Origin of the sequence: Mycobacterium sp. (assembly GCF_036488105.1) — a bacterium.
GTDB lineage: Bacteria > Actinomycetota > Actinomycetes > Mycobacteriales > Mycobacteriaceae > Mycobacterium.
On sequence record NZ_DASXHW010000181.1, the window covers coordinates 17,261 to 35,600 of the forward strand.

Consider the following 18,340-nt stretch of genomic DNA (forward strand, 5'->3'; position numbering starts at 1 on the left):
GTCGCGGTCCGTCCACTCTGGTTCGCGGGTGACGATCGTGTGCCCGGTGTAGTTGCCGTCGGCGTCGAAGTGTTCGTGCCGCTCGGCAGGGACGCGGCCGAGCAGCCGACTCAGGGGTACGCCGTGCGCTATCGCCGATTCGACCTGCTGCCGCTTCGCTGGCGATTCTGCGAGTTGGCGTCGGAGAAAGTCGCTGTCCGGTCGTTCACGTTGCCGGCGACCTGGCAGGCGATGACGCGTTCACCGTTCGACATTTCGGCGATGAGGTCGGCGACGTCCATGTCGATCAGGTTGCCGTCGGCGTCCTCGACCTTCTTCGACGCGGACGCCAGCATGAGAGCGTCCGGGAAGGCGTCGCGGTCGTAGTCGGCGAGCTGGTCGAGTTCGTTGCCTTCGCGCGGCGGGTGCTCTTTGAGGACCTCGTCGTAGTCGGCGGCCTTCAACGCGGTGAACGTGATGATCACCGACGCGGCGTCGGCAGCGGCCTCGGCCTTGGCGACTGCCGTCTCGGCGGCCTTGACGGCCTTGGCGAGCGCTGGGTCGACAGCGACCTTGCCGCCTGCGCGCACGTCGGCCGTGGCGTTAGCTTCGCCGGCGGCCTGCTGCGCGGCGGCCAGTTCCTGTTCGGCGTCCGCGAGGTCCATCGAGAGTTCGTCGGACAGGCAGATCGCCATGCGGCGCGACGCGCGGCCCTTCGTGGACTTCTTGCGGTCCTGCAGCAGCGCGAGCAGCTGCTCCTGGCGTTGGCCCTGATCGGTTTCGGGCATGGGTGTACTCCTGGGCTTGGTGGGCTTGGTGTGTGGGCTCGGTGAGGTGTGGAGGGCAGGCGGCCCAAGCCCGGTACCGCCTGCCCCGTGCAGGGGCTACGAGACGACGGCGATGTTCCGCTGAACGACGCCGGTCACGGCCACGGGCTGCGTCACCGTGATCTTCGCGAACTCGTCGTTGCCGGCGAGCGGCGTCTTGCCCTGGATGCCGAACACGATCGGCCAGATGTCGACCTTCTGCGCCGCGACGAAGTCGATCGTCTCCGCGTCGAGGCCGTACCGGACGACGAGGAACCCGCCGACACCGGACTGGAACAGCTCGTACGCCTTGTTCGTCACGGCCGCGGTCGCGGCCTGCGGGTCGACGATGTAGACGATGTCGTCGATCGCGGGGTTCTCACGACCCAGCGTCTGGAACGTCTGCTTCGACCCGACCCGGCGGTCGTCGCCGCGGTTCTGGTTCGAGTTCGGCTTGAAGTTGCCCTCGGTCAGGAAGAACGAGATGTCGAGGCAGCCGGTCGCGGTGAGGTCGGCGACGGGCGGCGCGGTGACGGAGGTCAGGGTCGGGCAGTAGGCCACCTTGAGGTTGCCTTCGGCCTTGACGCCCGGGGGAATTGTGACAGCCATGGGTCAGTGCTCCTCGGTGGTGACCGTGAGGTCAGGGTTGGTGTCGACCGGCGCTTCGGCCGGACGGTTCAGGGCGGGCTTGGCGGGCAGGAGGTCGCCGCGTTCGTCGACGGCCGGCTCGTCGAGGACGGTCTCGCCTTCACTCCGGGAGTAAGTCGAGTACTCGTGGCCGGTGGCGTCGTCCCGGACGCGTTGCGGTTCAGGCATGGTGGGGCTCCTCAGATGTGGAGGCGGTACATGATCAGCCCGGAGGTCCGGGACGGGGTCACGTTCGTTTCGGTGCGGAACGTGACGTCGGCGAGGGCTTCCTTGAGGCGTGCGCCGCCGGTCGGCCGGGCGCCGGTCAGGGCCGCGCGGATCTTGTCGAGCGCCCACAGGGCACGGGTCTTGTCGCCGCCGACGATGAGGATCCGGGCAGTCCAGACCACGTCGGTGGGGACATGGTTGAGGCGGTCGCTGATCGCCTGCCCGCCGTCGGGGAAGTACACGGCGTAGGGGTGGACGCGGCCGTCCGGGTCGAGAGGCGGATCCTTGGGAAGCTCGGTGTCGAACGTGTTGAGGTGTTCGATGGCCTGCAGCAGCGCGTATGTGGCTTCGTCGACCGGGGTGACCGCGGGCAGGGCGGTCACAGGATCGACTCCGCGACCTTGCCGAGCGCGGCCTCGAACGTCGACTCGTGCGTGTCGGCGGCGGGACCCATGTACGGCTGCGGCCGGTTCCGTTGGGTGCCGTCGTCGTTGTGGGTGCCGTCCTCGACGTACCTGCCGTAGGACGCCGTGGGGCCGATCTCTGCTTCGAGGCCGTGCACGTCCGTGGAGATGGAGCCCTTCAGGGTGCCGGTTTCGACCGGCACGAAAATCTTCGCGGTGGCTTCGATGTCGTGCGCGGTCTTCGAGACGACGAGCGGCGCGGCCTTCTCGACCTTCGCGGCGCCGGCCCCGAGGTCATGCTCGAGGCCGCGGAGTTCGGAGACGTCGAGGTGCATCAGGTCGCCTCCAGGTTGTCGGTGCAGATGGCGGTCCGGTCGAACAGCAGCGACCCGCGTTGGATGTCGATGACGCGCAGTTCGCGGCCGACGAGGGTCGGGTCACTGCTCGCGTTGACGGTTCCGACGTCGTACTTCGCGAGGTCCATCTCGACGGGCCCGGACACCTGGTAGCGGTGGGTGGTGATCTGCTCGGCTGCCGCTACCGCAGTAGGGGCGTTGCCTCGCTCGTGGTTCTGGAGACGGACCGGGCCTGAGTAGACGGTGATGCGCGGCTGGCTGGTCGACCCGGTGGCCGGGTCGTGGACGGGTGCGCCGTTGGCTCGGGTGAACGTGATCGTCGCCGTCCACGTCGTCTCCAGCACGGGCCGGTGGTGTGCTTCCCATCTGGCCGGGACGACAGGCGTGCGGGGGCGTGGCATCAGAACCACCAGCCGGGTCGGTGCGGGTACGGCTCGTACTCGGCGATCTCGAACCCGGTGTCGGTGCCTTCTTCGCCGTCGTCGGCCTGCCTGCGCAACTCGGTGGCCTGCGCACGGAGCGCGGCGGCGACCGCGGGCCCGTCGGTTTGGAGGTCCTGGGTGCGGATCTTCTTCGACACCATGGCCTCGTTGGACGCGATCGTGTCCAGGGCCTGTGCCGCGGACCTGCGTACCGACTGGGCGTTGAGGGTGAGGAAGTCTTCGATCTCGCTGGTGGAGAAGAACCTGTTGCCCGGGTCGGTGTCGGAGATCAGCAGCCGCACCTGCCGCTGCTCCGGGGTCGGTGGCGGCGGCGGTTCGGCTTCGAACGTGTCGACTTGGGAGCCGGCGCCTGTGCCGGTGGTGGTCCAGGTGACGTACCAGACCCCCGGGACGCTGATCGGGGTCTGCACGGTCCAGGTCGCTCCCCCATCTGCGCTGACCGGGGTCGGGGTGGTTTCGGTGCCGTCCGGTGCCCGTACCACGGCGGTCGCGCCGGTGGTGCCGTCGAACGGGGCGACAGTGAGCGTAGAGATGGCGATGTCGCCGACGTCATACGCCATGGGTGGCCTCCAGACGGCTCGATGGTGCGTTGGTCGCGGCGAGTACGGCGGATGGCGTGTTGGTTGCGGTGAGCATCGGCTCGTGGGCCGGGCCGCCCGATGACGGCGAGGCAAGCCGGAGCGTCCCGGCACCAGACAACGCGAGCCGGGCGGCGACGCCTGGGCTGCCCGCCGCGGTGAGGGCGCCTGCACCGGTGAACGCGACCTGGCCGGTCGCGGACGGTTCGCCGGTCGGGGCGAGCCCACCGGAGCCAGTGAGTGCCGTACCGCCTTGCGCAGCGGGCTTTCCAGCTGCGGTGAGGGTGCCGCTGCCGGTGAGTGCGAGGCTGCCGGAGTGTGTCTCGGGGGGTGTGCCTAGCGAGAAGTCGAACCCAGGCGGATCGTCGCCGGTGATGACGGTCGTACCGGTGACGGAGGTCTGGTCGGCTGTGCCTGCGGTGGACAGGTCAGCGACCGGGGTTGCCGTGGTTGCCTGGTCGAACAGCCAGAACGCGGACGGGTTCGCGGTCGCCCAATTGGCGGCGGCGTCTTTCAGTCCGGCGGCTTCGATCGCAGCGTCGCCGGTGGTGTCCGAGGCCCAAGGGAGACTGTTCGACCACAGCGCGCGGGCAGCGACCCGGCCGCCGAAGAAGTCGCTGCTGCCCTGGAACGAGAACCGGACCTGGCCGCCGGCACCGGGAGCAACGCCGTCTCCGGCCGGTCCGGAACCGTCGTGATGCGCCCATGTGCCGGTCGTGTAGTTGTACATCGACAGGCGCGGAACGGCCGACCCGGTCGCCTTCCGGGCCACGACCAGCAGCCACGGACCAACAGACGGGGAAGGCCCCGACGTCCCCCAGTTGGCTGCCCCGGATTGGTAGTTGACCTCCCACGCGCCGAAGTTGGTCAGTCCGATCGGCTCGGACACCCACCCGTTCGACGCGTTGTGGACCATGCAGAAGTAGTGGAAGCCGGACAGCGTGGAGAACTTGATCAGGGCTGCAGCGGTGCCATACACCATGCCTGAGGCGGCTCCGACGCCTGTGACTAGTTCGTCGCTGGTGCCGTTGAATTCGCGGACGGTCATGGGGGACCTCCGCGGGTCAGGACTGCGTGTAGGAGAGGTTCAGCGTGTACTGGCCCTGCGTGGCGAACGGCTGCGATGCGACGGCGCCACCGTCCAGGTAGGTGCCTGCGGTGAGCGCGGTGTGTACGCCAGCGCCCGCGACCGTCACGCCGGCCGGGACGTCGAACACGACCTGGCCATACATCACACCGGGCAGCGCGGGCTGTGAAGCACCCAGCGGTCCGACGGTGTTCGGCGCGGTCCAGGTGATCGACTTCCGGGCGTAGGCAGGCGAGCCCCCAGTGACCTCGGTACCCGCAGTGGCACCGGGCACGGTGGTGTACAGCGCGGCGTGAGTGGCGTTCCCGGCCGCGCCATAGGCGGTCGCGAGGGCGTTCTTCATCGCCGTGGTCTGGATCGACATGTTGTTGCTCCTCGCGGCGCGAGTAGTTCAGGGGGGAGGGTGTGCGGGGCGCAGGTCGCGCGTGCAGGGAGAAAGGAGGGGGCTCGACGCAGCCCAGCCGTTAGCCTGGCCAGGGACTCCCCAGAACGCCTTCCCGCCGATCTGCAGTCGTAGCGGTCGCGTCGATTCCGGCGGGTTGACGCCCCGACACACCTACTGGCCGGTGACCCGCTTCCGGGTCGAGGCCTTCTTCACCGGCGCCTTCTTGACGGTCGCCTTCTGCTCCGGCTCCCCAGCGGCCGGAGCATCCGCGGGCTGTGCCTGAGGGGAGTTCCCCAGCAAGCCGATGACCACATCGAGCTTGCCGGAGATCTCCTCCAGGAACAGATCCGTTGCCGTGACGGCGCGCGGCATCAGGTCGTCGGCGCCGACGCGTAGGCCGCGATCGGGTCGAGGGTGGTGCCGCCGGTGACGTGACGGATCCGGTACTGGATGTCGTCGTTGTCGAACGACCCCTCCTCGGCCGGGACGTTGCCGCCACCGACACGCATGCCACCATCGGCCTTGACCCGCAGGTCCGGGGTCTCGTGACCCCGCAGGAAGCCCATCACCAGCGCCGGGCGCGGCGTCGACGGCGCCGGGAACAGGTACCAGGTCTTGCCGGCGTGGCCGGAGGTGTCGATGATCGGCAGCCACGGGTTGGACACGATCGTGACCTTCCCCGCCAGCCAGTTCGTGACCTCGATGTCGCGCGCCCCGGAGGCGGACGACGCGTCGTTGCGCAGCCGGATCAGCGTCGCGTTGACGATGTTGTGCGCGTAGACCTCGAGCGCGGGCGGCACGACCAGCACGAACGCGCTGATCATGATCGGCCGGCCGTCGGAGTCATGCCGGGTCGCGACTGTGGTCAGCGCCGCCGACAGCGTGTCAATCGTGAGCGCCACAGTGTCGACCGCGCCGCCCGACGCGGTGAAGAACGCCGACACCGGGCCGGTCGCGGACGCGTAGAGCCGGGTGGCGAGCTTGTCCTCGGTGTCACGCGCGGCCTGCGCGAGACGCTGCGGAGCCGACTGGAACGCGCCGAGGTCGTCGTTGATGATCATCTCCCACGTCAGCGGGAGACGCGCACCGAACTTGCCGACGGTCAGCGTGTACTTGTTGTCGGTCAGCGCACGCGCCTTGTACTCGGCGCCCTCGCCGACCGGGTCGAGCTCGGCGCGGCCACCGAGCAGGTCCAGCCACTTCTTCGACCGGAAGTCGTTGACCTGGGCACGGGTCGCGAAACCCTGCCACACCGGGGCGATCTGGTCGTACTGAGCCATCAGCTCCCGGTCGAGGACGTCACCGAACAGGTTCGGGAAGTCGCTCGTGGAGAGCAGTTCCTCGACCTGCAGCTTCGCGCGGCGATTGCCGGCGAACACCTGGCCGACGAGCGCCGCTGCCTCCGCGAGACGAGCGAGGTACCGCGGGTCGTTGCTCCGGCGCCGCGACGGGAGCGCCGTGGCCTCTGCGACAGCGAGGTCGCCAGTGAGAAAGTCCGTGGACATGTTCTGATCTCCGATCAGGCGGGGACGTCGCTGGCGACAGCGAACTGAGCGAGGCGGACAGGGATGACGCCGGCGCCGGCGCCCTTGATGGCGAGGGCGTGGCCGAACAGCTGGATGCCCGCGCCCGGGGCGATGCCCAGGGTGTAGTCGGAGCTCTTGATGTAGATCGGCATGCCGACCGTGACCGCACCGGCGCCTACCGACACGTTGTAGACGCCCTCTGTGGTGACGGTCGCGTTGCCGTTCGCGTCACGCGAGGTGGTCGCGACGCCCGGGATCATGCCGACGATCACCGGCGAACCGGAGACCGTGCCAGCGATGACGGGCAGGGTGAGGTCTTCGCCCTCGTCGAACACTTCATTCGTGGCCATGATTGTTTCTCCTTACCTGGATTAGATGAGGGCTCGGACGGCCAGACGAAGGCTGGCGTTGGCGGTGTCGCCGTCAGCTCGGACACGGAAGTACCGCGCTCCGAGAGGCTGCTCGGAGAGTCCGCCGATGCTGGATCCCAGGACCGCCTCCAGCCCCTCGTAGAGGACGTTGGTCTGATCGCTGGAGTGATCGACGTACAAGACCCCGGCACTCGCACACCGGAAGGTGACGCGGATCTTGTCGACACCAGCCGAGTCGATCCAAGGCCCGATGTAGCCACCGGAGCCGTCGAGCGTCGTGTCGACTTCGCTGAGAAGGTCAACTCTCTGGGACATCGGCGGTCAGGCCCCCTTCACGGTGCGGCCGAACGCGCCGGCGATGATGTTGTCGACCTGGCCCTCGGTGACCTGGGCGCCGCCCTCGGTCTGGCCGAGGCCCTGGACGGAGCCGCCGCGGTTCTTGATCACGGTGGCGAGGTAGGTCTCCTCGGCCTGCTGCGCCTCGGTGACCCGCTTGCCGAACGCCTCGGTGTCGAGACGCCGATCCGCTGCCTTCTCGGCCTCGGTCAGCGGCAGCTCCCGCATCGCCTCGGCGACGATCCGGTCGACCGCAGCCGGGTCGAGCTCGGAGTTGGCCTCACGGACCTGCTTCGCGCCGAAGTCACGCGCGTAGTCGCGGGCCTTCTCGACGGCGAGTGCCTGCTCGGCGGCGTTCGCGCGCTCGGTCTCGGAAGCCAGCTTGGCTTCGAGCACGGGCACCCGGCCGGCCTTCTCCTCGAGCTCGCGCCGCTCCGACTCCTGAATGGAGGTCGTGGCGCCCTCGTTCTCGGGCATGGTGTTCTCCCTGGTGGTTGTGGACTGCCCGGCCGGGTGGGTGACCGGGACGACTGGAGGTGCGGATTCCGTGGTTGCCACGGGCACGTAGGTGGTGCGGCGGGTGACCTCGACGCGGTCGCCGGTGAGCTCGACTTCGCCGGAGTCGGCGACCGTGTACGCCTGCTCGTAGGTCGTGCACACGCCGTCGGCGGACAGCTCGAAGTAGGCGAGCTTCGCGTCGGGGTCGAAGTCGCGGACCCACGCGTAGGTGTCGTTCGCCGAGTCGGCGTACGCCTGGCTGACCGCGTTGTCGAGCGCCTGCTCGGTGTCGGCGGTGGCGGCCTCGCGCGCCGGGCGGGACTCCTCGGCGGCCATGGCGAGCGCGTCGGGTTCGGCCCACAGGTCCCGCGTGTACAGCTGCGGCGCGGACTTCTCCAGGTCAGCGACGAACGCCTGCAACGCGTCGCCGACAGCGGACGACAGCGCGATGCGTTCCTCGCGGGTCAGCCGGCCGTCGCCGAACATGTTGTCGGCGAGCTGGGTGAGTTCGAGGTGGATCCGCGACTCGATCCACTGGCCGATGTTGCGGGCCTCACGGATCTTCGCGATCGCCGACTCACGCAGGAACGCGGCGGGCACGTCCTGGTCCTGGGCGGCGCGGGCGGACTCCAGCACCATGCCGCCGCGTCCTGCGTGGGTGACGAAGTCGACGCTGTTGAACGTGTCGGGGAAGATCTCCTGGACGATCGCGCCCTTGCGGCCTTCGGCCTCACCGATGCCGATGTCGGCCGCGGCACGTACGGAGACGCCGACAGCCTTCCGGAATGCTTCGTCTGCGAGGACGGTCTTGCCGAGCCCGACCGGTGTGACGCGGGCAACGAGCGATCCGCGCGCCGAGTCCCAGCGGGCATCCTCAGCGAGGGTCGCGGCCAGGTCCTTCACGGACCGCTCCGGCCGATCGACACCCTCGGACGCGGACGGGTGATCGAAGTAGAGATGGGTACCCGCGGGCCACACCTTCGCCTTGCCGGCGGCCTCGAGCACTGCGGACGAGTAGTAGCCGGACGAGCCCCAGCCGGGCGAGATGACCTGGACGAGGAACGATCCGTCCTTGCTGGCTTCGAGGATCTTGGTTTGGGCTCCGGCCTCGGTGAGGTTCTGGCGAGCCATGCGGACCTCCCTGAGGTCGGGGTTCAGGCGGACTTCGGGACAGGTGAGGTGACGTACGAGTCGCGCCACCCGTCGTTGGAGCGGCGCGCGGCCCAGGCGGACATGGGGTAGTCGCCGCGGAGGTAGGCGGCGTACCGGGCCGGGCCGAGGATGCTGCGCTGGGTGGCTTCGTCGCGGGAGTCGAACCACGCTTGCGACCCGGTGGCTGCTGGTGCTGGTTCGTCGAGGTCGATGCCGAGGTCTGCCCAGCTCTTGGTGAGCGGGACCCTGCTGCAGCGGCAGTTCTGGTGGCCGAGCGGACCCGGCTCGTCGAGCGGGTGCTCGGTGCCGTTCATCGCGAGGCAGGCGGGGCAGGTGCGGTCGCTGGTTGCCGCGAGCCACATCCAGCCGCGCAGCACGTCGGCGTTCTCGTTCTGCGCGACGGCCGCCGCTGCACGGTGAGCGTCGAGGGTTTCGGTGCGGGCGATCGTCATGGCCCTGGCGAGGCCGCCGTTGAAGTCGCCTTCGGTGCGCTTCACGATGTCCCGCGCGGTGGTCTTCGGGTTCGCGCCGGTCGCCAGCCCGCGGACGAGCCCGGTGCGGATCGCTGCATCAGCGGACGGGGAGATCGGCCACATCTGCGACGTGATCTGCTCCGTGGACCGTTGCACGATCGCGTCCAGTTGCCGTCGGTCGACCAGGCCGGACAGGTTGACCCGCTCGGCCTTGGGCAGCTGCGACGCGGCCACGGCCTGTTGAGCTTCGGCAGCCTGGGTCACGACCTGCAGCAGGTCGCCGGCGACCCGGATACCTGCGTCTTCGGTGAGCTGCGTCAACGCTCGGGCGATCGTGTCGAGCGCGATCAGCAGCCGACGCGAGCGGAGGATCGTGGCGCGGGACAGGATGGCGCCCGCGGCGTTCCCGACGAGCTCGTTGATCGCAGCGTCGTAGTCGCCCGCGACCGTGTCCCAGGCGTTCACCCAGGCGGCGGTGAGTTCCCGGTCGTGGGTGTCGGTGATCTTGAGCAGGTCAGCGCGGACGCGGCGCGCAAGGCGCAGCGTCGTCTTGGTGACGGCCACTAGATCCAGCCAGCGGCGCGCGCCGTGTTCTCCAGGATCGAGGCGAGTTGGTCGGACAGCCCGAAGCGCTCACGCTGGATCCGCAGCGACACCGCGAGATCGCCGTCGGCATGCCGCTCGGACGCAGCCTTCCAGTCGGCGAGCATCTCGACCAGGTCGACCAGCGTCATCCCGGCGACACCGTCTTCGAAGTGTTCGGGGTGGTGCCGGTTGTTGGCGTAGTGGTGGTCGAGTGCCACCCTCATCTCGGCGAGGAAGCCCTTGTACTCATCCGACCCGTAGGTGCTGGTCTTCAGCTTCGGGCCGTACTCGTCGAAGATCGCCTTCTCCGGATCCTCGAGCTTCGACGCGTCGTGCTTGGTGATCCGGTCGTGCACGCTGGCGACCATCTGCAGGAGCAGTTCATCGACGCGCCGCGAGTGGCGCAGGGTGTCGACCGTCGAGTCGATCGGGGCGACCATGTCAGGCTCCTTCGCCAGGCGGCGGCGTGGGTGCTGGCTCGCCGGGGTTGAGGACCGGATCCTGCCCGTTGCGGAACCGGTCGACCACGACTTGCCCGGCGTTAATCCCGGGGTCGATGAAGTTGCCGTCCGCATCGGTCATCTCGTCGAGGACCTCGTCGATGTTGTCGACCTTCAACGCGGTCAGCAGCAGCCGCAGCGTCACGAGCGGAGGCATCACCGTCGTGCCGTCAGCGGCGACGATCGCGGTCACGAGCTCACCGACCGGGACCGAGTCGAACTCCGGCCAAGTGATGTCGATGCTGCGGTCGTCGTTGTCGGGCAGTTCACGGATGACGCGGTCGCCGGTGCGGGTGACCTTGCCCTTCAACGGGCCCTTGGGTGCCTGGATCGCCCAGTCGATGACGTGGTTCAACACGTCGAGCATGAACTCGGCCCACAGGTCGCGGCGCAGCGAGAACGTCAACTGGGTCGGCTCATCCAGCGTCTCCGCGACCGCGCGGGCGCCGTTCATGCCGGGGTCGCCGAGCAGCATCGTCACCGGTACGTCGAGCGCGGCGGCTGTGAGTGCGGCGAGTGGCCGGCCGGAGTCGGCGTCGATGGTGGCGCCGGTCTTCGGGATCGCCTCAAGGCTGGTGTTGGGGTCGGTGACGACGGTCGCGCCTGCGCCGGCCGGGTTTCCGCCACGCAGCACGTCGGTCGTCGGCGCGGCAGCGGTCTTCGCAGCGACAGCTTTGGCTCGGTCGCCGCGGGTCTTGGTCTGCCACGCGAACCGGGCCAACGACTTCATCAGCACGGACCACTGCTCGAGGAACTCCTTGTACGCGCGGGCCCATGCGACGGCAGCGAACGAGTCCGGGACGCCGCGCACAGCGCGGGTCGGACGGTTCACGGTCACCATGCGCACAGGCACGTTCCACAGCACCGGGTGGCCGTCCAGCGTGCTGGGCTTGGCGCGGGGTTCGTAGCCGAGGGCCGGGTAGTACACGGTCCGCAGCCGCTGCAGGATCTGGCCGCCGACAGGGATCCGTTCGGTCCATTCGCGCCGGTAGTACCAGTGCGTGACCTGATCCTCGGGGTCGGTGATCACGTCAGTGATCTCCTCCACCGGGACCCACCGCAACTGCACGGTGCCGTCGAGCGGGTCCGTGAACAGCGCCGCAGCGAGCTCGCCGTCGGTGTAGGCGGCCTGCTCCATCTCCTCGCGGGCCTGCGACCCGGAGAACGTGGCCTTGTTCGCCTTGTCGTCCAGGAACGCCTGCACGACAGCGTTGACGTCCTGGCCCTTGTCGGACTGGTCCCGGACCGTGATGTCGACACCCTGGCCCCAGATGTACGCCTTGCGCAGCGACAGGCCCCGCTTCATCAGCGGGTTCATGATCGCCATCACGCGGCACAGGTCCCGGATCCGTTTCCGGCCGGCCGGCGACAGTTCGTACTGGGCCTGCGTTGTCAGCTGCAGCCAGCCGCGGTCGTCGAACGCGAGCTGAATGTCTGCGAGGGACTCCGACAGGATCTCGACCTGGTTCGTGGACGCCTCCAGCTGCTCGAGCAGGTGCGTTTCGCGCAGGGTCGCGACCTCGGTGAGGTGGTCGTCGAGGGTGGGCTGTGTCCAGTCGGCCATGCGGGTCACCTCCTCAGTACGGGCTGATGGCGTATCCGGCTGCGTCGAGTTCGTCGAACTCGTCGGGTTCGATCAGGGCGCCGTCGAGCAGAGGCGCGAGGATCAGCCGGTTGAGTGCTTGGGAGAGGCCGTCGACCTGGTCGTCGTGGGCGCCGGTGGGGAACGCCGCGGCTTCTTCGATCAGGTCACCGACCCAGGGCGCGATCTCGGGTGACGGGAGCCACACGTTGCCTGCCTCAACCAGCGGGGTGACGGCGGCGGCGCGGGCTTCCTTCGATCCGTGCGGCTCCTCCGGGACGATGCCGGGCACGATGCGGCGTAGCGCGTTGATGACCGCGGTGCCGTTGGCCTTGTCCTCGACGAGCTTCAACGTGGCCTGAGGCCACTTCGCGGAGAACTCACGGAACCGGGCGCACGTCGTAACGAAGTCCATGCGGCCCCGGACCTGGTCGAGCAGGAACGCGTCCGCTCCTCTGCGCATCCACACCTGCCCGACAACGAAGTCGCTCGAGGCCGTGTCTTTGAACGTCATGTCCCAGGACGCGATGATCTCGTCGAAGTGGGTGACGACACAGGAGCCGTCGTCGCGTTCGAGCCACGGCGGAACGTCGTACTCGCGCCAGTGGTCCCGCTTGAACATGCCGCCCTCGGCCGGTGACGGCCTGCCTTGGTAGAGGGCGTTCCAGGTGCGGGCGCCGGCGCGGACCTTGATCGCTTCCCACTGGGCGGTCGTCCGGCCGCGCGCCGAGATCATGAACTCGCCCGGCTCACGGCCGAGCGGGTCCGTCTCACCCTTCGCTGGGTCGTGGTCGGCCTGCGCGGGGATGTTGATGACCTTCCACAGGTGGCCATCCTCAGCAGCGAGGAGGCGGCCGGCGAGATCGTCCTCATGCCAGCGGGTCAGGATCAAGAGCACCGATGCGCCGGGCGCGAGACGCGTCGAGGCTGCGTCGGTCCACCAGTCCCACACGTTCTGCCGGATCAACGCCGAGTCGGCCTCTTTGCGGTCCTTGATCGGGTCATCAATGATCAGCAGATCCGCAGGGCGGCCGGTCAGACCGGCGCCGATGCCGACCGAGAGGACACCGCCACGGTGGCCGGCGATCTCCCACTCATGCTTCGCGCCGTTGTCGGCCGCGATCGACAGGCCAAGGCCCGGGTGGTCGCTGATGTTGCGTCGGAGCGCGAGACCGTTGCGGTTCGCAAGGGTCTGGCCGTACGAGGCGGTGACGATCCGCGTCTCCGGGTCCTCTTGCAGAACCCAGGTCGGGAAGTCCTTCGCGCCCCTCGTCGACTTCCCCTCCTGCGGACTCATCGAGCAAATGAGCCGACCATCCGGGGTGTTCGCGAGCTCTACGAGTGCGTCGTCGATCTGCTCGTGCGCGGGCGTCTGCTTCGTGCGCGGGTCGAGCGCCTGGGCAAGTTCGCCGGGTGTGGCGTACTTGCGTTCGGGGTTCTCGAACAGTCGGGCGGCGTACTCGAACGGCGAGAGGGCGGCCATTCGGTCACCCCCGTTCTAGACCCATGCGCTGGACTTGCGGACCATCCACTGCGCCGGCACCCACGCGTCGCTTTTCCTCACGAACAGGTCGTGTGGCTTGATGGTGATCTGCACGGTGTCTTCGCTCGAGAGCGTTGATCCGTCGCCGACCTTCAGGCCGAACACGAGCGTCGCGCCGGCGATGTCGGCCGGTGCGGTGAACGTGGGCTGCGCTGCCGACGTGGACGACAAGGTGACGGCGGGTCCGGAGATCTGCTCCCACTGGTACACGGACGGGCTGCCGGTGGAGGCTGTGCCGTCGAGGGTGACCGTGGCGAACGGGACGATGTCGGTCTGGTCGGGGCCTGCGTTCGCGGTGCCGGCGAACGCGGTCGAGTAGGTGACCGAGACCTGCGCGGCGTCCGCTGGCACGTTGTCGTAGGACCGGAACGACACCGCGTTCGCTGCAACGAACGCGTCACCGCGAGGCACGGTGAACACCAGGACGATCGCCTCACCGGAGCCCCATGTGCCCTGGTTGACGATCTCCTGAATGATCGTCTTCAGGTCCGGGGTCTGGTACGACGTACCCGCAACCCACGCCGACGGCGTCCAGGCGACTGACGCGGTGGTGAGGGTGAGCGCGTTCGCCGCTGCCCGTGTGGCGGGTGCGGCAGGGTTGTCGCCCTTCACGCCGTAGATCGTCAACGCCGGGATCGTGCCGGACAGTCCGACGGCTTTCAGGGTCGCGTGCGCCTCGGTGATGGCCGCACCGACCGGGATCGTGAGGCCGGCGATGCGGGCGAGACCCCAACGGTTGAAGTCGGTGCTGCTCGAGTCGCCGATCAGGATCGACACGGAGGTGGTGGAGAACGCGCCGGTGCCTTCGTTGTGCCAGGAGAGGTCGTCTCCGCCTGCTGCGACTTGGGCTGTGACGGTGGTCGTCATGTCAGCTCCAGGCGGCTTGCAGGTTGGCTGACAGGGCCGGGTCGGTCTCGTAGGCGTTGCAGGAGATCTGGCCGGTCGTGTTGCCTGCCTGGTCGGGGCTGGTCTCGACGAACAGCAGCACCGGCGAGGACGGGGTCCAGCCGGGCAGTGAGGCGAGCTCTTGCAGGATCGCGCTGATGTCCGGGCTGGCCTGCCAGGTGCCGTTGGGCCAGGTGGTGGGCTGCCAGTCGACCTTGGCGGTGGTCAGGTTCGCGAGGTGCGACGTGACGAGGTTCGTTTTCGACGTCGGCACGGTCGCGGCGATGGTCTTCTCGGCGGAGATCCGCAGCTTCGGGATGACGGTCCCGGACAGGCCGGTCGCGTACAGGTACAGCCGTGCCCCTGCCGCCACTACCGCACCGCCAGGCATCGACGGGGCGAACAGGAACACTCCCCCGCGGTCGGCGTCGTCTGTCACGGCCGCGTTGTCGCCGAGGAAGATCTTCGTGCCGGTCTGCGACCAGAACCCGGCGTTCGTGTTGTGCCAGTTCTGGTCGCTGCTGCCGGCCGTGACCTGCCAGCCTGGCCGAGGCGCGACGAGCTGCTGCCCGGTGGCTTCCTGGCCGGCCGACCGCCAGTTGTCCCAGGTGCGGTACCCGGAGTTCCACGCGTACTGGGCCCGGGTGGTGGCTGCGACCCGGTACGTGTTGGCGTCGAACCGGTTGTTCTTCCGGGAGTCGAAGTACTGCGTCGGGTCGATCCCGCTGGACCCCATGAGGGTTCCGAGGCCGGAGACGCCTTCGCCGAACTGGTTGCCGGACGTGTACAGGTTCCCGGTCTTCCCAGTGAGGGTGACCGGGGTCATGGTGACGTCGTTGTCGTGCACGTAGAGGTTGACCAGGTCCCGGTTCGGGTGGGTCGAGTCGGCGCGCGGACGGAACTGGGCAAAGATGCCGTTCTGGTTCGGGCCGAGCGTGTTGCCGGTGACCTCGACGTCGCGGGACGTGTTGATGTTGATGCCCGCAGTGCCGAACCCGGAGTAGCCGGTGAACGAGGCACCCTCCGGTGCATGGTCGGCGGCGAACTGGAACCCGCACCCGGTGATCGTGTTGCCGGAGATCTCGCAGTCGTAGGAGATCTCGTACCGGATGCCGTCCGCGTAGCAGTTCTCGACCCGGTTGCCGCGGATGTACACCTTGCCGGTGGCACCGTTCTCGATGTCGCCCCAGATCCCGAGGCCGCGGGAGTCGTGACAGTAGTTGTCCTCGACCGTGACCGAACTCGAGTTGGTGAACTTGATGTCGCCGGATTCCCAGTCGTCCGGACGGTACCCGTCGGTGTTGTTGTTGTGCAGGTGGTTCACCGCGACGCGGGCGCCGTCGGAGGCGTGGACGCCGATGCCGAGCTGCCCGCAGTGGTGCACGTGGTTGTCGTGCACGTAGCCGTTGGTGGCGCCGTCGAGGAATATCCCGATCGCGTGCGTGTCGGTGATCTCGCAGTGGTCGACCTCGACACCGGAGCCTTGCAGGCTGATCGTGCCGAGCTGCGACGGCGGCGCGTAGTGCTGCACCTTGATCCCGGTGATGCGGATGTTCGCCGCGTTGCTGTTGATCGCGTACGTCTTGGACGCCATCACAATGGTGTGCCCGGCGGGGTCGAAGCCGAGGTAGACGCGGCCCGCGGCGTAGTCCTGGTAGAACCCGGTCGCGTCGACCAGGTCCGTGAGGGCCATGACGCGGGTCAGGTGGACGCTGTCGGACCAGACCTGCTCGCGTTTGCGGCACGGGTTCGTGTCGGACAGCTCGCACTGCACGCTGGTGGATTCGGTGTAGCTCGGCAGGGTCGCGGTGGCGTACCAGTGGCCGGAGCCGTCGCTCGTCCAGGAGGTGAGCGTGGTGCCGCCGTCCCAGATCGTGCCGGTCTGCCCGACCAGGACCTGCCCTGTCTTCGGGGCGAGCGAGTCGGGGCGATGCGTGCCGGGCTTGAACAGGATCGACGCGCCGGCCGGTGCCGTGTTGAGCACGGTCTGTGGGTTGTCGCCGGGGTTGACGACGTACGTGTAGCCGCTACCGGGGTCGACGGGCGTGTAGCTGGGGCGGGTCCATACGCCGCCCTTGCGGACGAGCGCGTAGCTCACGACGCCTCAACGATCCAGACGTCTCGTTCCTGCGCCGCTGCTGCCGGGTCGTTCGCGGAGGTGGAGAAGAACACGCGCCGAAGACGGGTGTCCGGGGTGGCGTCGAACGAGGACGTGCCCGCGTTGTAGTCGCAGGCGATGAGGACCTTCGCGGCGAGGATGGCCTGTGTCTGGCTCGAGGTCAAGGGGATCGATGCGACGTAGTCGACGAGGTCGACTTTTCGGCCGCTGGTGGCGACAACAGCCAGGCCGGACACGTCACCGGGTGCGCCCTTGAGCGAGGCGAGGAAGTCAGCCTGCGTGCCGGTGTTGCCCGCGTCGAGCCACACCTGGTACGCCGACTCCCCTGCCGCACCGGTAGAGCCTGTAGCTCCTGCCGCGCCGGTCGCGCCAGTGGCTCCCGTGTCACCCTTCGCACCGGGCAGTGGAACCACACCAGCGCCTGCGGGGATGGGGTCGAGGGTGCCGAGCTGCAGTGCGCCGGAGCCGCGTGGGATGGGCACATGGTAGGTGGCGTTGTACTGGTTGTTGTCGGTGTCATGCAGCGTCTCGACGACGGTGTACGTGAAGTCGTGGTTGTGCATGTCGGGGTCGTCGGTGACCCGCAGCGTGACCGACAGCTTCCCGGCCGAGTCGAGCGTCGCGGACTGGGTCTTCGGCATCACGACCGTGTCTTCGGCGGCGGTCTCGACGGGCACGTCGCCCTTGAAGGTGACGGTGCCTTGGAGCGGGGTGCCGTCCCAGGCGAGGTAGATGCGTTCGACGACTCGGGTGTCCCACTCGGCGGGGAGTGCCATGGTTCACCTCCGGGTCGTGGGAATGGCGAAGGCCCGGCTCTCAGGTGGGGAGCCGGGCCTCGCCGGGGGCGTCAACTACGGGGGTCGAATCCGTAGGACTTGCTGCACCAGGTGCAGCGCCGGGGGTTGCGGCCCCGGGGGTGTTCAGTTGCGCAGTAGCGATACCTCGCCTGCTGTCGCTCAGTGTTGCTGACGGCAAACGACCGTGTCAAGTGACGCTTGACGGTGTGTCACGCGACACTGGACACGGAGGGCATGCGTGGGCGGTGGCGGACGGTCATGGAGTACGCCGAGACCTCAGGCACGAAGTACAGCTTCGCGCCGCGTGGCCCGATGCCGTGGGCTCGGATGTGGCCGGCTGATGCCCAGGCACGGATGGTGCCGGGTGCGATGGCGAAGGCGCGGTAGGCGTCGGCCGGGTGGAGGTGGCGGCGGTAGGCCTCGTCGGCGGTGTAGGTCGGCAGCTCGGTCATCAGTCCCCCAGGGTCATGGCAGCAGTTCGTATCCCGCGTGCTTCACCAGCGCCTCACCAGCGGCCTGCTTGTCCGGGAACAAGCCCACCTGGTGGCCTCGCGGCGTGTATGCGACGCACCCGACAGGGCCGTGGCTGGTGACGGCCCCGACGCACTCACCCCAGGGCGCGGCGGTCACGTGCCAGCTGCCGTCCTGCTGCTTGGCCAGGGTCGCGGTTGCGTAGCCCGGGTAGGCGGTGGGCTCGGTCATGTCACCCATTGTCCGCTAGTGCGCCCAACTCCTGACGCCACCGCAGGCCGTACTTCGACAGGTCGACCCGCCCGATCTCCCGCGATGTCGCGACCCAGCCGCATCCGGTGCACTCCTGCGTGATCGTCGTGACCCCGTAGATCATCTCCCGAAGCATCTGGTCCGAGATGCGTTCGACCTCAAAGCTTCGGCCGACCGGAGGCTCGTACCGCCCACCCGCCACCTTCCAGGCGTGCTGATGCTTCGGCTCACGAGCGAAGAGGCTCACCGCCGCCTCGCCTTCGGCTTGCAGTCGCCGGCGTGGTTCGGCTCGAACCGGCAGCCGCCGCGCATGGTCGACCACCGGTACGGCTTGCTGCAGGTTGGGGGCTTGAGCCT

The 18,340-nt window shown here is 68.5% G+C and carries 24 protein-coding genes; all 24 read right to left on the minus strand.

Annotated features, from left to right (window positions below; all coding sequences use genetic code 11):
• Positions 1-128: 128 nt before the first annotated feature.
• Entirely contained in the window at positions 129-767 is a 639-nt protein-coding gene (locus VGH54_RS09500) for a hypothetical protein (RefSeq protein ID WP_331511698.1), read from the minus strand.
• 96 nt (positions 768-863) lie between these two features.
• Positions 864-1,394 carry a hypothetical protein gene (locus VGH54_RS09505; protein ID WP_331511699.1) on the minus strand — a complete coding sequence of 177 codons (531 nt, stop codon included), beginning with the start codon at positions 1,392-1,394 and terminating at the stop codon, positions 864-866.
• A 3-nt stretch (positions 1,395-1,397) separates the two neighbouring features.
• Positions 1,398-1,601 (minus strand): hypothetical protein, encoded by a 204-nt coding sequence (locus VGH54_RS09510; RefSeq protein WP_331511700.1) that lies wholly within the window; start codon positions 1,599-1,601, stop codon positions 1,398-1,400.
• An 11-nt stretch (positions 1,602-1,612) separates the two neighbouring features.
• Positions 1,613-2,023 (minus strand): hypothetical protein, encoded by a 411-nt coding sequence (locus VGH54_RS09515; RefSeq protein ID WP_331511701.1) that lies wholly within the window; start codon positions 2,021-2,023, stop codon positions 1,613-1,615.
• Positions 2,020-2,379, minus strand: a complete 360-nt coding sequence (locus tag VGH54_RS09520; protein WP_331511702.1) for an HK97 gp10 family phage protein — start codon at positions 2,377-2,379, stop codon at positions 2,020-2,022. Before VGH54_RS09520 ends, VGH54_RS09515 begins: the two co-directional genes overlap by 4 nt.
• Positions 2,379-2,801, minus strand: coding sequence for a DUF6093 family protein (locus VGH54_RS09525; protein WP_331511703.1), 423 nt, complete (start codon positions 2,799-2,801; stop codon positions 2,379-2,381). Before VGH54_RS09525 ends, VGH54_RS09520 begins: the two co-directional genes overlap by 1 nt.
• The gene (locus VGH54_RS09530) at positions 2,801-3,403 is read right to left on the minus strand and encodes a hypothetical protein (protein ID WP_331511704.1); all 603 of its coding nucleotides are present in this window, start codon (positions 3,401-3,403) and stop codon (positions 2,801-2,803) included. The genes VGH54_RS09525 and VGH54_RS09530 overlap by 1 nt, the downstream gene beginning before the upstream one ends.
• Positions 3,393-4,469: a hypothetical protein gene (locus VGH54_RS09535; RefSeq protein ID WP_331511705.1), complete on the minus strand. Its 1,077-nt coding sequence runs from the start codon at positions 4,467-4,469 to the stop codon at positions 3,393-3,395. Before VGH54_RS09535 ends, VGH54_RS09530 begins: the two co-directional genes overlap by 11 nt.
• Positions 4,470-4,485: 16 nt before the next feature.
• Complete coding sequence (locus tag VGH54_RS09540) at positions 4,486-4,872, minus strand: hypothetical protein (RefSeq protein WP_331511706.1); 387 nt, start codon at positions 4,870-4,872, stop codon at positions 4,486-4,488.
• 192 nt (positions 4,873-5,064) lie between these two features.
• The gene (locus VGH54_RS09545) at positions 5,065-5,265 is read right to left on the minus strand and encodes a hypothetical protein (protein ID WP_331511707.1); all 201 of its coding nucleotides are present in this window, start codon (positions 5,263-5,265) and stop codon (positions 5,065-5,067) included.
• Positions 5,265-6,398 (minus strand): Mu-like prophage major head subunit gpT family protein, encoded by a 1,134-nt coding sequence (locus VGH54_RS09550; RefSeq protein ID WP_331511708.1) that lies wholly within the window; start codon positions 6,396-6,398, stop codon positions 5,265-5,267. Before VGH54_RS09550 ends, VGH54_RS09545 begins: the two co-directional genes overlap by 1 nt.
• 14 nt (positions 6,399-6,412) lie before the next feature.
• The gene (locus VGH54_RS09555; protein ID WP_331511710.1) at positions 6,413-6,769 is read right to left on the minus strand and encodes a DUF2190 family protein; all 357 of its coding nucleotides are present in this window, start codon (positions 6,767-6,769) and stop codon (positions 6,413-6,415) included.
• 21 nt (positions 6,770-6,790) lie between these two features.
• Positions 6,791-7,105 carry a hypothetical protein gene (locus VGH54_RS09560; RefSeq protein ID WP_331511711.1) on the minus strand — a complete coding sequence of 105 codons (315 nt, stop codon included), beginning with the start codon at positions 7,103-7,105 and terminating at the stop codon, positions 6,791-6,793.
• Between the two features lie 6 nt (positions 7,106-7,111).
• Positions 7,112-8,755, minus strand: a complete 1,644-nt coding sequence (locus VGH54_RS09565) for a hypothetical protein (RefSeq protein WP_331511712.1) — start codon at positions 8,753-8,755, stop codon at positions 7,112-7,114.
• Between the two features lie 23 nt (positions 8,756-8,778).
• Entirely contained in the window at positions 8,779-9,813 is a 1,035-nt protein-coding gene (locus tag VGH54_RS09570) for a phage minor head protein (RefSeq protein WP_331511713.1), read from the minus strand.
• Positions 9,813-10,274, minus strand: a complete 462-nt coding sequence (locus VGH54_RS09575) for a DUF5662 family protein (RefSeq protein WP_331511714.1) — start codon at positions 10,272-10,274, stop codon at positions 9,813-9,815. Before VGH54_RS09575 ends, VGH54_RS09570 begins: the two co-directional genes overlap by 1 nt.
• A 1-nt stretch (position 10,275) precedes the next feature.
• Positions 10,276-11,898, minus strand: a complete 1,623-nt coding sequence (locus VGH54_RS09580; RefSeq protein WP_331511715.1) for a hypothetical protein — start codon at positions 11,896-11,898, stop codon at positions 10,276-10,278.
• 13 nt (positions 11,899-11,911) lie between these two features.
• The gene (terL, locus tag VGH54_RS09585) at positions 11,912-13,399 is read right to left on the minus strand and encodes a phage terminase large subunit (RefSeq protein WP_331511717.1); all 1,488 of its coding nucleotides are present in this window, start codon (positions 13,397-13,399) and stop codon (positions 11,912-11,914) included.
• Positions 13,400-13,414: 15 nt separating this feature from the next.
• Entirely contained in the window at positions 13,415-14,326 is a 912-nt protein-coding gene (locus VGH54_RS09590; protein WP_331511719.1) for a PKD domain-containing protein, read from the minus strand.
• 1 nt (position 14,327) lies between these two features.
• A complete protein-coding gene (locus VGH54_RS09595) occupies positions 14,328-16,442 on the minus strand; it encodes a right-handed parallel beta-helix repeat-containing protein (RefSeq protein ID WP_331511720.1) in 2,115 nt (704 codons plus the stop codon).
• The gene (locus tag VGH54_RS09600; RefSeq protein ID WP_331511721.1) at positions 16,439-17,239 is read right to left on the minus strand and encodes a hypothetical protein; all 801 of its coding nucleotides are present in this window, start codon (positions 17,237-17,239) and stop codon (positions 16,439-16,441) included. The genes VGH54_RS09595 and VGH54_RS09600 overlap by 4 nt, the downstream gene beginning before the upstream one ends.
• Before the next feature lie 230 nt (positions 17,240-17,469).
• Positions 17,470-17,712 carry a hypothetical protein gene (locus tag VGH54_RS09605; protein ID WP_331511722.1) on the minus strand — a complete coding sequence of 81 codons (243 nt, stop codon included), beginning with the start codon at positions 17,710-17,712 and terminating at the stop codon, positions 17,470-17,472.
• Positions 17,713-17,725: 13 nt separating this feature from the next.
• The gene (locus VGH54_RS09610; protein ID WP_331511723.1) at positions 17,726-17,962 is read right to left on the minus strand and encodes a hypothetical protein; all 237 of its coding nucleotides are present in this window, start codon (positions 17,960-17,962) and stop codon (positions 17,726-17,728) included.
• Position 17,963: 1 nt separating this feature from the next.
• Entirely contained in the window at positions 17,964-18,305 is a 342-nt protein-coding gene (locus tag VGH54_RS09615; protein WP_331511724.1) for a hypothetical protein, read from the minus strand.
• Positions 18,306-18,340 lie beyond the last annotated feature (35 nt).

Excerpts from the sequence above, each read along its gene's own strand:
- VGH54_RS09500 (WP_331511698.1), bottom strand. The coding sequence starts at position 767 with ATGCCCGAAACCGATCAGGGCCAACGCCAGGAGCAGCTGCTCGCGCTG.
- VGH54_RS09505 (WP_331511699.1), bottom strand. The coding sequence starts at position 1,394 with ATGGCTGTCACAATTCCCCCGGGCGTCAAGGCCGAAGGCAACCTCAAG.
- VGH54_RS09510 (WP_331511700.1), bottom strand. The coding sequence starts at position 1,601 with ATGCCTGAACCGCAACGCGTCCGGGACGACGCCACCGGCCACGAGTAC.
- VGH54_RS09520 (WP_331511702.1), bottom strand. The coding sequence starts at position 2,379 with ATGCACCTCGACGTCTCCGAACTCCGCGGCCTCGAGCATGACCTCGGG.
- VGH54_RS09525 (WP_331511703.1), bottom strand. The coding sequence starts at position 2,801 with ATGCCACGCCCCCGCACGCCTGTCGTCCCGGCCAGATGGGAAGCACAC.
- VGH54_RS09530 (WP_331511704.1), bottom strand. The coding sequence starts at position 3,403 with ATGGCGTATGACGTCGGCGACATCGCCATCTCTACGCTCACTGTCGCC.
- VGH54_RS09535 (WP_331511705.1), bottom strand. The coding sequence starts at position 4,469 with ATGACCGTCCGCGAATTCAACGGCACCAGCGACGAACTAGTCACAGGC.
- VGH54_RS09540 (WP_331511706.1), bottom strand. The coding sequence starts at position 4,872 with ATGTCGATCCAGACCACGGCGATGAAGAACGCCCTCGCGACCGCCTAT.
- VGH54_RS09545 (WP_331511707.1), bottom strand. The coding sequence starts at position 5,265 with ATGCCGCGCGCCGTCACGGCAACGGATCTGTTCCTGGAGGAGATCTCC.
- VGH54_RS09550 (WP_331511708.1), bottom strand. The coding sequence starts at position 6,398 with ATGTCCACGGACTTTCTCACTGGCGACCTCGCTGTCGCAGAGGCCACG.
- VGH54_RS09555 (WP_331511710.1), bottom strand. The coding sequence starts at position 6,769 with ATGGCCACGAATGAAGTGTTCGACGAGGGCGAAGACCTCACCCTGCCC.
- VGH54_RS09560 (WP_331511711.1), bottom strand. The coding sequence starts at position 7,105 with ATGTCCCAGAGAGTTGACCTTCTCAGCGAAGTCGACACGACGCTCGAC.
- VGH54_RS09565 (WP_331511712.1), bottom strand. The coding sequence starts at position 8,755 with ATGGCTCGCCAGAACCTCACCGAGGCCGGAGCCCAAACCAAGATCCTC.
- VGH54_RS09575 (WP_331511714.1), bottom strand. The coding sequence starts at position 10,274 with ATGGTCGCCCCGATCGACTCGACGGTCGACACCCTGCGCCACTCGCGG.
- VGH54_RS09580 (WP_331511715.1), bottom strand. The coding sequence starts at position 11,898 with ATGGCCGACTGGACACAGCCCACCCTCGACGACCACCTCACCGAGGTC.
- terL (WP_331511717.1), bottom strand. The coding sequence starts at position 13,399 with ATGGCCGCCCTCTCGCCGTTCGAGTACGCCGCCCGACTGTTCGAGAAC.
- VGH54_RS09590 (WP_331511719.1), bottom strand. The coding sequence starts at position 14,326 with ATGACGACCACCGTCACAGCCCAAGTCGCAGCAGGCGGAGACGACCTC.
- VGH54_RS09600 (WP_331511721.1), bottom strand. The coding sequence starts at position 17,239 with ATGGCACTCCCCGCCGAGTGGGACACCCGAGTCGTCGAACGCATCTAC.
- VGH54_RS09605 (WP_331511722.1), bottom strand. The coding sequence starts at position 17,712 with ATGACCGAGCTGCCGACCTACACCGCCGACGAGGCCTACCGCCGCCAC.
- VGH54_RS09610 (WP_331511723.1), bottom strand. The coding sequence starts at position 17,962 with ATGACCGAGCCCACCGCCTACCCGGGCTACGCAACCGCGACCCTGGCC.